This is a genomic window from Sediminicola luteus (assembly GCF_040566555.1).
GTDB lineage: Bacteria > Bacteroidota > Bacteroidia > Flavobacteriales > Flavobacteriaceae > Sediminicola.
Genome location: NZ_JBEWYP010000008.1, coordinates 142043 through 155060, shown reverse-complemented (window position 1 = coordinate 155060; position 13018 = coordinate 142043). Strand labels below are relative to the sequence as shown.

Sequence of the window (13018 nt, the reverse complement as noted above, 5' to 3'; positions counted from 1 at the left end):
CTTTATTAATTTCACCTTAGGCAGCTGCTATTTTTTTACATTCTTCCATACATCTTCTGCAGCTTTCGGCACATAGTTTACAGTGCTTATTTTTATGTTCTTCACACTGGGATGCACACCATTCGCATACTTCTGCACATAATTGGCAATACTGTTTTGCAAAACTACTATCAGCAACCATGAACTTTAAACAAGATAAACACGCATCTATACAAAGCATACAACAATAAGGACAGTCGTTCATACTTTCCCTGCCCGCCATGACCGTAAGACAATTTTGACAATCAATTAGACATTGCTGACACGCTTTGATACATTCTTCATAGGTTGCATTCATTATAATGGAATTTAAGAGTTACTGCCCTTTTTCGCCTATCCCCAAATTTCTACAAACCCGATATCTCCTTTTTTCTTGGATAGTTCTATACCTCCCCCAAGATGTTCATATTCATAATTTTAGTTGGTCTCAATCGAAATAAATACTAACACATATGACCATTGTTTATAAGTTGTACCTCTTTCCGTAATCAAAAAAAAATGGGCAACCCATTTGGGTGCCCATTACTTTGCAAATCGGTTCAAGATTCCGATTTACTATAATCAGACTAATTCAGCAATCTTTTTTGCTTATCCAATTTCATAACCTTGGAGACAAGTTTGAACAATCTTTCCTTTATGTTTCTATAGGTATTGCCATATTCATTCACCTCCAACAATAAATCATTATGCGTTGCTTTATATGCTTTTTCCATTTTTAACTGATCCACATCATCTACCATAATCTCTAACTGGTTGTTGTGCTGTTGTACTTTTTTCAATAGGCCAACCACTTCTTTTTCGGCGTTAAGCAATGCAGTCACCAACTCCTTGCTCTTCTCAAAAACACCTTTATCCGTTAATTGAATGGTATAGGATTTAATCAAATTATTTAGGAACAATTGCTCATCTTTAATAAACATCAATTCGGAAAACCATTGAATGGACATGTCGTGCATTTCTTCAGGACTCAACCATTCCACATAGTTTATTTTGCGTTCTTTTGTGTTCATAATTAGTATCTATATAATTATAAAGCTCCAGAGGATTTATCATCCCAATAGCAGAAAAGTAAATTATGGAATCGGCCGAAATCCTCAAATGATTTAAGTCAGTTGAAGCAGATTTTCAAGAAGCAATTCAACTCAAAATAGTACAGTCTATCTTATTTTTCAAAATGGAATATCACTTGGATAGGTTGATCACTAAGAACGGGAGTTCTATATCAAATGTTATCTTTTTAATAACTGGTTCCCTAAATATTTTGTCCATAAGGCTATGCTCAGAATGGAACATAACCAACATATCTATTTCAAGTTCCTCCAAAAACAACTGTATGGCCTCTGTTTTTGATGAAAATTTTGGCATCCAATGAAAGCTGTGATCAACTTTTTCCAAATATTTGGTCAACGTATTCATATTGGACGTTTCAAATTTGTCCAAGCTTTCTTTTTCATTAATATGCATAACGCGAATTGTAGCACCTGAAATTCCAGTTATTTCCATAATCGCGGCCATTTGTTCAGCGCTTATGCAATTTTTATAATCCGTTACCAAGGCAAGATTCTTTGGGATTTTAAAATCGATTTCCTTGGGAATGGTCAATACCGGACATGCTAATCCAGAATGTATGACCCTCGTGGTATTGCTGCCCATAAAGATATCCTTGGCACCTGTAATCCCCTTGTTTCCCATGACCACCAAATCAATTTGAAGGTCCTTTACCAGTTTGGCCACTGTTTTTATAAGATCACCCTTTTTTGAAATGGATTCAAAAGAGTGTTTTTCATGCCCTGTATCCAATACAATCCTATGCTTGGTTTTTAGGAGGCCTTCTTTTGAATCTACCCTAAGTGCATAGGGTAATTCCTTTTCATTGAGCTCCCCCCCTTTTTTGGTCAGGACCTTTGATTTTTCATCATAACAATTAAGAATATGAAAAGTACAGTGGGTATCTTTTAAAAGTTGTGTGATATAAAACAAAGCATTATAAGCGTCATTGGAAAAGTCTGTTGGAACTAGAATATTTTTCATGGGCTTACACTTTTGAATTATGCGGGAGCACCAAAAATGGGATGGTTACATGAAAACTTATTTTTTTTATGATGGGTTCTATAAACAAGCGTTCCAAAAAAGTATGTTTATTTCGAACCATGGTCAGTAAATTTATCTTCTGATCTGTTTGGAAATTATTAATGGCTGTGATGATTTCCTGATCGGTTACATCGTGGAAACGATGTGGAATCTCCCCTAGTAGCTCTCCCAATTTAGATTTGTTTTCCAATTGATCGTTCGTTAATTCATTTCCGGAGGACACATGTAAGATGTCAATGTTAGATTCATGGATCTTAGCAATGTTGGTAAGTTGATCTAGTGGTGTTTTCTTATAGTCGATCTCATAATCCGTTGGGAAAAGAATTTCTTTGGGAGCAACAAAAGAATACTTCGGAGGCACTACCAATACTGGACATTTAGCTTGTTTAATTACATGTACCGTATTGGTTCCCAACAAAATTTCTTTGGCTCCAGTAGCCCCTTGGGTCCCCATTACCACTACATCGATCTTTTCATTCTCCACGGTCTCCACAACCTCATATACCAAAGTGTTGAAGGCGGAATGAATTATAAATGTATGCTTGGGGTTGTTAAATTCCTCCAGGATACACCGTTTAACTTCATTTAATTTTTTTTCTGAATTCTCTTGATAAATATCTCCCAAACCTATCTGACCTGGACTAAAAAGCAAATATTCAGATTGGTACACCGCAGGCGTATAGGTGTTCATCAAATAAAAGGTAGTTTCTTCATTTTTGTATAGTTTCAATGCATAACTGATTGCGTTATATGCATTAGCAGAAAAATCGGTTGGGATCAGTACTTTTTTCATGTCAGGTTTATTTTGATGTATTAAAAATACCAGTGATATGCTCTTAAAACCATGATATTTATCAGTTCTATTAAAAGGTGGCCATCACCTAAAATCGGGCAAGGCTTTAATTATTCATGAAGAACAAGAAAAGGGGTGCTGATGTGATAGCTAATTTGTTCCACTGTAGGTCTGAACAATAAGCGTTGGATAAAATTTTGGTTTTTAGCCACCATCACTATCATGTCTATTTGTTGACTTTCGGTAAGAGATTGAATGGCCTCTTCCAATCTAGTCCCGAGTATCTTTTGGAAACTTTGGTCTGAATTTGAAAAATAATCCTTCAAAAAATCTTTGTTCCTATCTTGTTCCTTGGTCAGCTTTTCTTCTTCTTTGGATACCATATGAACGATTTTTAAACTTGAATTGTGGAGGGCCATTATCGCTTTCAGATCATCCAGTACATTAATATCAATCCCGGTATGATAATCTGTGGGAAACATAATCTCTTTTAAGCCATTAAATTTCGCATTTTCTGGGACCGCCAATAAAGGACATTTAATTTTTGTGATCACATGGCCGGTATTACTGCCAATAGTGACTTTCTTTAAACCAGTGGCTCCTTTTGTACCCATAACGATTAAGTCGACCTCTGATTCCTCCAACTGTAATTTAATGGCGTCCACAAAAAAATCATAGACCGCCAAGCTTTCGAAAATATGGTTTTTATTTGTCGATGCCTTTTCAATTTTTTGTGTCCAAGATTTTAGCTTTTCCCTACTTTTCTCTAATACCGTTTCTTTTAATAGGTGGTGGGGCATTATAACGGCGTTTTCAGCACCGGTATACACAATTGGATTTATATGGAGCAAAAGAAAATGACATTTCTCTTTCGCGAACAAGGCAAGCGCAAATGTTAAAGCATTCCAGGCATTCTCAGAAAAATCGGTGGGAATCAAAATCTTCTTCATGGTCATTTATGTTAATGGTCGACTTAAAAGTAGACGCAAAAATGCCCGCAAGAAATGATTATTATCATCTTCAGAAGAATGTTCAAGGCCCTTTGGTGTAGTAATCATTACTTCCTTTCCTGCCATACAAGGGCAGCAGGGCCAAGAATGGCATCGGAACTCTCTGTTGGGGATAGATATACCTTGACCTTCCCTCTATAGGCCGCAAATAGATTTTTTTCCAAATTTCTCACCACCGGTCCCAATAATATATCACCTGCTTTACTCAATCCGCCCGATAAGATAAATGCTTCCGGATCTAGATGTGCAACTGTGTCTGCCAATTTGCTTCCAAGTAGTTTCCCTGTAATTTCAAAGGCCTTTAAAGCAATTACATCGCCCTTTAGTGCCTGCTCGGAAATGATTTCTCCGGTCAAGGATTCATAGCTAATGCTTCTTAAAGTAGATTCCTCGTTTAGCTCTGCCAATAGCTCAAATACTGTTCTTTTAATTCCTGTGACAGAAGCATAGGTTTCCAAACACCCTTTCAGTCCGCAATTACATTTCCTGCCTTCTGGATCCACGCTTACATGGCCAAGCTCTCCTGCCATGCCATTGGCGCCGGTTACCAATTTACCATCTACCACTATTCCGCTCCCAAGGCCTGTACCAAGCGTCAGCACTACAAAATGCTTCATGTCTTTTGCCATACCATATACAAGTTCCCCTACTGCGGCTGCATTGGCATCATTGGCAATGACGACTGGTAATTTGTACAATGAGGAAATAGTTTCTGAAATTGGAACGACATCTCCCCATTTAAAATTTGGTGGATGTTCCATCTGACCAGTAAAACAATTGGCGTTGGGCGCACCAATACCAATTGCGACTATTTTGATCTTATCTTTCATTTTTGCACAGAGTAAGGCTACCTCCTCTTCCAAGTTCAGAACAAACCCTGGAAAGGAGTGTTTGGATCCAGTACTAAATACACGCTTGCCCCTAATGGTGCCATCCTTCTCCACTAAACCAATTTTGGTATAGGTACCTCCAATATCCATTGCAAGCACAACCTCTATTTTTTTCGACAATGCTCCCATTTTTTTCTCTAAACTTACCAACAGATTAATTATATAATTAAACTTAAATGATCATAAAATTACTTGACATGATATAAATCATTTTATACCAGATTATAATGGAATAAATTTGAGATTAACCCTAAATCAAGTACTATGAAAGCGATTGCCCAATTGGATCATCTTAAAAGCGATGAGGATAAAAGAATTATTACCCGGAATCTTAGTAGAATCCTAAATGTGAGGATCTTGGATATAGATTTGGAAAATCAAATTATATTCTTCCTTTACGCAAACCCTTTGACTTTTCAACAGGTAAAACAGGAATTATGGAGAATTGGATACCCAATTAAGTTCTGTAAATATCCTACCGCTCAAAACCCTTATGTTCATCATCATGTAACTGATAATTATGAGGTTGCATAATTCGGTCATCTGTTTATTTGCTATTCCAATTTTGGATAAATAAACAGGGGTATCTCCGATCTAAAAGCTACTCTTTTAATAATAGGTTCACGAGTTAACTTTTCAAAAAAACCATGCTTCCTATTCATCATGGCAACCATCCCAATTGCCCTGTGTTTGGCTATATATTCATTTATGGCATCAGCAACAGAAATGTCGGCATAGCCTTGGGCCATGCTATGTGATAAATCAACAAGTCGATTCTTCAATATTTCCTTGGCCTTTAGTTGTGGCTCGCCCAAATCATCTGTAAGTCCAAAATGTACTACCACTATTTTAGAGTTCCATAATTTTGCAAGGGTGATTAATGGCTCCAATTCAATTTCACTGTACTCATGCTTGAAATCTGTTGAAAATAATATTTCCGTAGGGACACTAAAAGAATACTCCTCTGGTACAGCAATTAATGGACAAAAATCTATGTTTTTAATAACACTTACCGTGTTGCTTCCCATAAATATCGATTTAACGCCTGAAGCACCTTTGGTTCCCATAAAAATATAGTCAATGTCCTTATTGATAACATTTTTACCTATTGCATTCAATAAGGTATCCGTATTGATTATTGTTTCAATTGTATGTTTGGGATTCTTCTTTTTTGCCTCCAAGGAAGCCTTTAAAGATGTTGCGTTACGCTCTGCTTCTTCCATGGTTATATTCTGTAATCTGGTATCCCGTCCTTTATTGAACGAGCTGCTATATCCAGATGGTCCTATTTGTACAGTATGAAGGATATAGAAAGTACATTCCTCATTTTCAAATAAATAAAGGGCATAATTTATAGCATTCAATGCATTTGTTGAAAAGTCGGTGGGCAACAATATCTTTTTCATGGTTCGTTTTTTTTTGTCAATTTTCCTGCAATTTTTTTATGCCAGTTCCGGCAAGACCAATAAGGGTACTTTGGAATGAAACCCTACTTTTTTTACCACCGGTTCTTGTGTCATTTTTTCCAAAAAAGTATGTTGGTAATGAATGAGCACTATCATGTCTGCTTTTATTTCCAAAGAGAACTGTACAATGGTATCTGCAACGGTAGTTTGGATGTTTTTTTCACAGAATTCCACTTTCAGTTCTTTCAGTCGCTCCTTTAAAATTCTCTGATTCGATTTTTGTTCCTCAGTAAGTACCACTTGTTGGGCTACATGAAAAACATTTATGGTGGTATTCCATATAGTTCCCAATTCCAATAAGGGCAATAACTCGAATCTATAAAAGAATCTTGTAAAATCCGTTGGGAACACCACATGGTCCAATTGCTGAAAATTAAATTCTTCTGGAACGGCTAAAATGGAACAGTTTCTTATCGATTTAATTACACGTACCGTATTACTGCCCATAAATACCTCCTTGGCTCCTGTGGCACCTTTGGTCCCCATGACTATCAGTTTAAAAGGCCTTTCAAAAAGTAGTTCCTCTATGGCTCCCACAAGATAGTCTGACTTGGATATACTATAAAGAATATGATTAGGGTTTTTATGGTTTTTGTTCAGATAATCCATGACGCCCGTAAGTCCGTTTTCCGATTCCAGTGCCATGGTTTCATATAATTTACCCGCTTTCCGGGAATCTCTGGCACCCTTTATCTGGGAGGCACTTACTTCATAAACATGAAGTATATAAAAGGAACATTCAACATCCCTATAAAGCTTCAGGACAAAGAAAATAGCATTCCATGCATTATCTGAAAAGTCGGTGGGAATTAGAATATTTTTCATCTGAGTTACTGTTTAATTGACTTACCGGTATCCCTAAGTACCAAAAATGGCACTTTAATATGAAAACCTATGGCCTCCACATTTTGACGTGTTAATAAACGCTCCCAAAAAAAGTGCTTCCTATTTTGCATGGCCAAAAGATCCAATTGGTTGCTTTTTACATATTCCTGGATGGCATCCGCCACATGCTTGCTTTTAATTTGGTCAAAAGAATGTGGAGTGTCCCCTAAATATTTAATTAGATTTTTTTTGTTCTCTTCCTGTTTTTCCCAGATTCCCATTTCCTCCAATACATGTAAAACTATAAGTTTGGCCTTGTGCATTTTAACGAGACGCGTTAGTGGGTCCAATTCCTCTTTCTTATACTCGGTCCAATAATCTGTAGCAAAAACCAATTTTTGGATCTCTTTGTATGTACACGCTGCCGGTACGGCCAATACTGGTATTTTTACCTTCCGCAGTACATGTATGGTATTTGTGCCAATGAATAAATCCTTGGCTCCTGTGGCACCTTGGGTGCCCATTACGATTAAATCTATGCCCTTATTTTCCACTGCCTCATTGATCTCATCCGTTAAAATATTAAAGGCTGATAAGGTCTCAAAGGTGTGTTTGGGGTTGGGATGTTGTTTTTTTATGTCCTTAAGTGTTTTTTCCAATCCTTTTATTGAGGCCTCCACCCCTGCATCGGGTATGGCACTGAATGAGGGTCCTCCCAACATATAATCTACTCTGAAAAAGGAAGGGGTGTATGTATGCAAAATGTAAAAGGTGCATTCCTCATTTTTAAAAAAGGATAAGGCATAGGAAATGGCGTTCCATGCATTCTTTGAGAAATCTGTAGGCAATAGGATACGTTTCATAAGTTTACTTTAGAATTATCTTACCAAATTCTGCATGACCAGAAACGGTACTTGAATGGCCAATCCCAATTGATCAATGGTAGATTGGTACAACATACTTTCCAAAAAAGAATGCCGGGAATTTACCATGACCAATAATTGAATATCATTTATTTCTATATACTTCTTTATGGTATCAGTTCGGTCTTCACTATCCACAATTTCAAAGATGAGGGTCAGATCTTGTAGGGATCCTTCCAAAAACATTTTGTTGTCCTCCTGCCTACGTGCCAGTTTTGCAAATTTTGATAGGTATAGAAAATGAATCTCCGATCTGTAGGAACAAGCCAAGTCACATAAGAGTTTTAATTCCCGCCTTTTATAGGGGACCATATAATCCGTTGGAAACAGTATTTTTTTAGGTTTTACGTATTCAAAATTTGCGGGAATGGCCAAGACCGGACATTGCACATATTTTAATACTTGTAAGGTGTGTGATCCAAAAGTGAGCTTCTGATCATTGGTTTCCCCTTTGGTACCCATTACCACAATATCAATATTCTTTTCCTCCACAAAATCATTGGCAGAATCAATAAGGGATCCGAATACGGACAAAGTTTTATATTGGTGTCTTGGATTTGGCGAAAGGATCTTTAACTCTTCCAATAATTTCTCTAAGGCCCCATCCACCTTTTTCTCAACTTTATCTTTATAAACACCAAAATCAGCGGTATTCATATCACTGGATTCACCATAAACCTCATCCGCATAGGCGTGCATAAAATACATTTCACAGCGTTGATACTTGAAGAATTTTACGGCATAATTGATGGCGTTCATGGCATTAGACGAAAAGTCGGTGGGTATTAATATTATTTTCATAGTAATTGTTTAAACCTTTCCTTTAAAAGTACTCTGACAAGGAAGGGGAAACAATGACAAATATCAGTTGTCTTTAATTGGGTAAGTTCACATGGAACATCCCATTCCATCATATCCAAAAAGTGACTATTACCATTTCAGATAAGTGACTGATATACATCATAGTATTTTAATATAGGTATCCATACTTTAAGGCTAAAACTGGAAATTATGAGTACACAAATCAATCATCCTCTTCTATATAAGGAATTTGAAATCTTATCGGACAAAAGGGGTTTACACTCCGTATCTATCTATTTGCCCATGGATAAAAAAGGAAAGGAACAAAATGAGCATCTTGCCCAGGCCAGATTAAAAAGTGCCATTAAGCAGGTTCATAAAACACTTGAAACCTATACTTTAAGTCCCCAAGAAATTAAAGAATACCTACTTCCCTTGGAAAGCCTTTTAACGAACTTGGAACTTTGGAGAAATCCGTCAGATGGTTTGGCCATATTTCTAAATGAGGATGGACTTCAATATTACACCTTTCCCATTTCCTTTGACACAAAGATCCATGTGGCGAACCATTTTTATCTCAGTCCCTTATTACCATTATACACCGACCAAGGGCTCTACTATTTATTGGAATTAAGTCAGGATTACGTTAAACTATATGAAGCTTCCAAATACGGCCTAAAAGACCTTTACATCGATGATTTTGCACCTGACCAGTTGGAAAAGGCAGTTGGCTTTGATTTTAGGCCAAAGCTTGTGCAGTTCAGAAGTGGGCAGGCACCACATGGGGCAGGTATATTTCATGGACATGGTGATGGTAAGGACGATGAAAAGAAGGAACTCATTACATTTTTCAGGGCATTGGACAAGGGTGTCAACAAGGTGATCAATGGTCAAAACAGTCCATTGGTACTTGCTTGTGTAGATTCCTTGTTCCCATTGTACAAAGAAGCCAATTCCTATAAGAATCTTTATGACAAACACATTCCAGGGGATTCCCAATTCACGGACAAAAAAGAATTGCACCAGGCTTCTTGGGCGTTGATTGCAGATTATTTTGAGACCAAAAGAAAATCCAAACTAAAACAATTCAATGAACTCTACAATACCTCTAAAACATCCTATGTTACTGAGGATATCATCCCAGCCGCGGTTAACGGCAAAATTGATACCCTGTTCTTACCGAAAGATATGGACGTTTACGGTACGTATAGCAAGGACAGTGAACACGTCAATATCAACAGTACCAAAGAGCCTCAGAATGTCTCCTTATCCCATATGGCCGCATTGAAGACCCTGAAACAGAAAGGGAACGTGTTTTTAATGGCCCCAGATGATATGCCAATTAAGGGTGCACCATTCAATGCGTTGTTCAGGTATTGAAACTTAAAAAATGGCCCCAATCTATTCATTATAAAATTTTATGGTTATGAAAAATGTTACAGTATTTGACAATAACGTGGAAGCCTACGACAACTGGTATACCTTACACGAAAAGGCATACTTGTCCGAATTGGAAGCTATAAAGGAACAAATGGCCAAGTTGCCCGAAAACATACGCGGGATAGAAGTTGGTGTTGGAACGGGGAGATTTGCCCAACCCTTAGGCATAAAAGAAGGAATAGAACCTTCATTGGAAATGGCAAAAAAAGCCATTAAAAAAGGCATTGAGATCATTCCCGGATTAGCAGAAAAATTACCCTACGGCGATTTGCAATTCGATTTTGTCCTTTTTGTCACAATATGTCATTTAGAAGACTTTAAAGATGCCGTGGAAGAGGCCTATAGGGTTTTAAAACCTAAAGGATCTATTATTATAGGTTTTCTGGATAAGGAACAAAGTATAGCCCAACAATATGAGCAAAAAAGGCAGCGCAGTACCTTTTTTAAACATGCCACGTATTACACAGTGGATCAGATAACCAAAATATTAAAAGACAGACGTTTTAAAAATTTGGAATACAACCAAACCCTTTTTGGAGACCTGGAAGAGATTGAAACCGTGCAAATGCCTAAACCTGGATATGGAGAAGGATCTTTCGTGGTCATTAAGGCCGACAAAAAATGAAATACGAATTTCATCCGCATACAGCGGATATCAGAATGAAAGTGGAGGCCAACACCCTCACGGAAGTATTCGAAACCGCGCTACTTGGAATGAGTGAAATAATGAAGGAGGGATTTTGTAACCAACCGTTCAATGGATCTTTGAAAGTAGATATAAGAATTGAGTCCAAAGATCGTACCTGCCTATTGATTGATTTCCTTTCTGAGGCCTTGTCGGTTTCCTATGACGAAAAAGCGGTTTTTTGTCAATTAGAGATAAAAAAAATGGAAACCAACCTTTTAGAAGCCTCCATTTATGGAGAAGCCATAAATAAATTGGACGAGGAAATAAAAGCAGTTACCTATCACGAGGCGAATCTTATAAAGAACCAACAAAATAAATGGGAAACCTTCATAATATTTGACATATGAAAATCGGCAAACACCATCTGAGTAAAATTGAGGACTATCTGTGGGAAATCCCTAAATCGTTCCATAAAAATATGTTGGTTCCTGCAAGGGTATTGGCCCATGAGCCCATATTGGACGACATCATAGGGGACAGATCATTGGTCCAATTGGTCAATGTAGCAAGTTTACCTGGCATTCAGGGAGCCTCTTGGGTAATGCCAGACGTTCATGAAGGTTATGGGTTCCCTATTGGGGGGGTTGCTGCGACTTCACATCCAGACGGCGCCATTTCTCCAGGGGGAATAGGATATGACATCAATTGTGGGGTTCGCTTACTAACCTCAACCATAATGTTAGAGGAAGTGAAGGACAAAATAGAAGCGCTATCCAAGGAAATGTATGCCCAAATTCCTTCTGGAATGGGTAAAGGAGGGTTTCTTCATCTTACCCATAAAGAGATGGAAGATGTGTTGTCCCTAGGGGCCAAATGGGCTATTGATAAAGGCTATGGCAATATAAAAGATCTCGCATTTATTGAGAACAACGGACACCTACCCGATGCGGACCCCTCAAAAGTTTCTGAAAGGGCAAAAAGTAGGGGCTTGGACCAGCTTGGCACCATAGGATCAGGTAACCATTTTGTGGAAGTGGATTATGTGGATGAAATATATGAACCGGAAGTGGCCGAAGCTTTTGGATTAAAAAAAGGGCAATTGGTGGTGCTGATCCATACAGGCTCCAGAGGACTTGGACACCAAATAGCCACAGACCATATAAAGATAATGATGACCGCTATGGAGAAATATGGTATACGTGTTCCAGATCGTGAGCTCACCTGTGTCCCATTTAGTTCTCTTGAAGGTCAAAATTACTATAAGGCCATGTGTGCCGCGGCCAATTATGCGTGGGCCAACAGACAGGTAATTACTTGGGAGGCCAGAAAAGCATGGGCCAACATTTTCGGAAAGGACCATGGCCAACTTAAACTCATGTATGATGTAGCCCACAATATGGCAAAATTAGAAACGCACAATGTAGATGGCAAACCTCATGCTTTAATTGTACATAGAAAAGGGGCCACTAGGGCTTTTGGACCAGGGTTCAGCGAACTACCGGAATCCTATAACCTCTTGGGACAACCGGTCATTATTCCAGGCAGTATGGGCACAAGTTCCTATATCCTAATAGGCACCTCCAAAAGCCATGACCTAACGTTTGGTTCCTGTTGTCACGGTGCCGGGCGACGCTTGTCCAGGACTGCGTCAAAAAAACAAGTAAATGCACCCCAATTGAAGGAGCAATTGAAAGAAAGGGGCATCTACGTGCAGGCCGGTTCCTTCAAAGGAATTGCCGAGGAAGCGCCCATAGCATACAAGGATGTCAATCTCGTTGTTGAAACGGTATCTGATGCCGGAATTGCAAAAAAGGTGGCCAAACTAAGGCCTGTGGCTGTGGTAAAAGGGTAATAAAAAGGACCAGGATTTCTTACTTCATGGCCTTTTGTGTTCAATAATATCATCGAAATTTATTTTTATACCACTATTCGTATTAAACTGATCTGTATCATTATACCTGCCATTTATTTCGTATATTTTAGTTGAAAATTAATTAACAACGCAAGGTATCCGACCAAAATTTACCTAAACTATGAACAACAAATTAAAATTCCCCTTACATAGGTCTTTTGTGAACGACAGCAATATTCTCTTATAAAGTACCCCAATTA

15 protein-coding genes are annotated in these 13018 nt (G+C 38.0%); 5 read left to right on the top strand and 10 right to left on the bottom strand.

Annotated elements, in window-relative coordinates:
• Positions 1–16 precede the first annotated feature (16 nt).
• From ABXZ32_RS13490 to ABXZ32_RS13465, 6 genes are all read right to left on the bottom strand, one after another.
• Complete coding sequence (locus ABXZ32_RS13490) at positions 17–181, bottom strand: four-helix bundle copper-binding protein (RefSeq protein WP_354619212.1); 165 nt, start codon at positions 179–181, stop codon at positions 17–19.
• Positions 182–605: 424 nt separating this feature from the next.
• On the bottom strand, positions 606–1049 hold the full coding sequence (locus ABXZ32_RS13485; RefSeq protein WP_354619211.1) for a hypothetical protein: 444 nt from the start codon (positions 1047–1049) through the stop codon (positions 606–608).
• A gap of 172 nt (positions 1050–1221) precedes the next feature.
• A complete protein-coding gene (locus tag ABXZ32_RS13480; protein ID WP_354619210.1) occupies positions 1222–2070 on the bottom strand; it encodes a universal stress protein in 849 nt (282 codons plus the stop codon).
• 4 nt (positions 2071–2074) lie between these two features.
• Complete coding sequence (locus ABXZ32_RS13475) at positions 2075–2923, bottom strand: universal stress protein (RefSeq protein ID WP_354619209.1); 849 nt, start codon at positions 2921–2923, stop codon at positions 2075–2077.
• A gap of 110 nt (positions 2924–3033) precedes the next feature.
• Positions 3034–3873, bottom strand: a complete 840-nt coding sequence (locus tag ABXZ32_RS13470; protein ID WP_354619208.1) for a universal stress protein — start codon at positions 3871–3873, stop codon at positions 3034–3036.
• Positions 3874–3980: 107 nt separating this feature from the next.
• Complete coding sequence (locus ABXZ32_RS13465) at positions 3981–4952, bottom strand: ROK family protein (protein ID WP_354619207.1); 972 nt, start codon at positions 4950–4952, stop codon at positions 3981–3983.
• 135 nt (positions 4953–5087) lie between these two features.
• Between ABXZ32_RS13465 and ABXZ32_RS13460 the strand changes: the two genes are divergently transcribed.
• The gene (locus ABXZ32_RS13460; protein ID WP_062053745.1) at positions 5088–5357 is read left to right on the top strand and encodes a hypothetical protein; all 270 of its coding nucleotides are present in this window, start codon (positions 5088–5090) and stop codon (positions 5355–5357) included.
• A 20-nt stretch (positions 5358–5377) separates the two neighbouring features.
• Here the strand turns inward: ABXZ32_RS13460 and ABXZ32_RS13455 are convergent, their stop codons facing one another.
• The 4 genes from ABXZ32_RS13455 to ABXZ32_RS13440 are packed head-to-tail and all read right to left on the bottom strand — an operon-like array spanning position 5378 to position 8838.
• Positions 5378–6229 carry a universal stress protein gene (locus ABXZ32_RS13455; RefSeq protein ID WP_354619206.1) on the bottom strand — a complete coding sequence of 284 codons (852 nt, stop codon included), beginning with the start codon at positions 6227–6229 and terminating at the stop codon, positions 5378–5380.
• Between the two features lie 36 nt (positions 6230–6265).
• Positions 6266–7114, bottom strand: coding sequence for a universal stress protein (locus ABXZ32_RS13450; protein ID WP_354619205.1), 849 nt, complete (start codon positions 7112–7114; stop codon positions 6266–6268).
• A 5-nt stretch (positions 7115–7119) separates the two neighbouring features.
• A complete protein-coding gene (locus ABXZ32_RS13445) occupies positions 7120–7977 on the bottom strand; it encodes a universal stress protein (RefSeq protein WP_354619204.1) in 858 nt (285 codons plus the stop codon).
• 15 nt (positions 7978–7992) lie between these two features.
• Complete coding sequence (locus ABXZ32_RS13440; RefSeq protein WP_354619203.1) at positions 7993–8838, bottom strand: universal stress protein; 846 nt, start codon at positions 8836–8838, stop codon at positions 7993–7995.
• A gap of 210 nt (positions 8839–9048) precedes the next feature.
• Between ABXZ32_RS13440 and ABXZ32_RS13435 the strand changes: the two genes are divergently transcribed.
• The 4 genes from ABXZ32_RS13435 to ABXZ32_RS13420 are packed head-to-tail and all read left to right on the top strand — an operon-like array spanning position 9049 to position 12758.
• A complete protein-coding gene (locus ABXZ32_RS13435; RefSeq protein ID WP_354619202.1) occupies positions 9049–10218 on the top strand; it encodes a baeRF7 domain-containing protein in 1170 nt (389 codons plus the stop codon).
• 46 nt (positions 10219–10264) lie between these two features.
• Positions 10265–10903 carry a class I SAM-dependent methyltransferase gene (locus ABXZ32_RS13430; RefSeq protein ID WP_354619201.1) on the top strand — a complete coding sequence of 213 codons (639 nt, stop codon included), beginning with the start codon at positions 10265–10267 and terminating at the stop codon, positions 10901–10903.
• Complete coding sequence (locus ABXZ32_RS13425; RefSeq protein WP_354619200.1) at positions 10900–11313, top strand: archease; 414 nt, start codon at positions 10900–10902, stop codon at positions 11311–11313. The genes ABXZ32_RS13430 and ABXZ32_RS13425 overlap by 4 nt, the downstream gene beginning before the upstream one ends.
• The gene (locus tag ABXZ32_RS13420; protein ID WP_354619199.1) at positions 11310–12758 is read left to right on the top strand and encodes an RtcB family protein; all 1449 of its coding nucleotides are present in this window, start codon (positions 11310–11312) and stop codon (positions 12756–12758) included. The genes ABXZ32_RS13425 and ABXZ32_RS13420 overlap by 4 nt, the downstream gene beginning before the upstream one ends.
• Positions 12759–13018 lie beyond the last annotated feature (260 nt).

What these genes read in the sequence shown, in the direction of transcription:
- ABXZ32_RS13490 (WP_354619212.1), bottom strand. Translation starts at nt 181, where the DNA reads ATGGTTGCTGATAGTAGTTTTGCAAAACAGTATTGCCAATTATGTGCA.
- ABXZ32_RS13485 (WP_354619211.1), bottom strand. Translation starts at nt 1,049, where the DNA reads ATGAACACAAAAGAACGCAAAATAAACTATGTGGAATGGTTGAGTCCT.
- ABXZ32_RS13480 (WP_354619210.1), bottom strand. Translation starts at nt 2,070, where the DNA reads ATGAAAAATATTCTAGTTCCAACAGACTTTTCCAATGACGCTTATAAT.
- ABXZ32_RS13475 (WP_354619209.1), bottom strand. Translation starts at nt 2,923, where the DNA reads ATGAAAAAAGTACTGATCCCAACCGATTTTTCTGCTAATGCATATAAC.
- ABXZ32_RS13470 (WP_354619208.1), bottom strand. Translation starts at nt 3,873, where the DNA reads ATGAAGAAGATTTTGATTCCCACCGATTTTTCTGAGAATGCCTGGAAT.
- ABXZ32_RS13465 (WP_354619207.1), bottom strand. Translation starts at nt 4,952, where the DNA reads ATGGGAGCATTGTCGAAAAAAATAGAGGTTGTGCTTGCAATGGATATT.
- ABXZ32_RS13460 (WP_062053745.1), top strand. Translation starts at nt 5,088, where the DNA reads ATGAAAGCGATTGCCCAATTGGATCATCTTAAAAGCGATGAGGATAAA.
- ABXZ32_RS13455 (WP_354619206.1), bottom strand. Translation starts at nt 6,229, where the DNA reads ATGAAAAAGATATTGTTGCCCACCGACTTTTCAACAAATGCATTGAAT.
- ABXZ32_RS13450 (WP_354619205.1), bottom strand. Translation starts at nt 7,114, where the DNA reads ATGAAAAATATTCTAATTCCCACCGACTTTTCAGATAATGCATGGAAT.
- ABXZ32_RS13445 (WP_354619204.1), bottom strand. Translation starts at nt 7,977, where the DNA reads ATGAAACGTATCCTATTGCCTACAGATTTCTCAAAGAATGCATGGAAC.
- ABXZ32_RS13440 (WP_354619203.1), bottom strand. Translation starts at nt 8,838, where the DNA reads ATGAAAATAATATTAATACCCACCGACTTTTCGTCTAATGCCATGAAC.
- ABXZ32_RS13435 (WP_354619202.1), top strand. Translation starts at nt 9,049, where the DNA reads ATGAGTACACAAATCAATCATCCTCTTCTATATAAGGAATTTGAAATC.
- ABXZ32_RS13430 (WP_354619201.1), top strand. Translation starts at nt 10,265, where the DNA reads ATGAAAAATGTTACAGTATTTGACAATAACGTGGAAGCCTACGACAAC.
- ABXZ32_RS13425 (WP_354619200.1), top strand. Translation starts at nt 10,900, where the DNA reads ATGAAATACGAATTTCATCCGCATACAGCGGATATCAGAATGAAAGTG.
- ABXZ32_RS13420 (WP_354619199.1), top strand. Translation starts at nt 11,310, where the DNA reads ATGAAAATCGGCAAACACCATCTGAGTAAAATTGAGGACTATCTGTGG.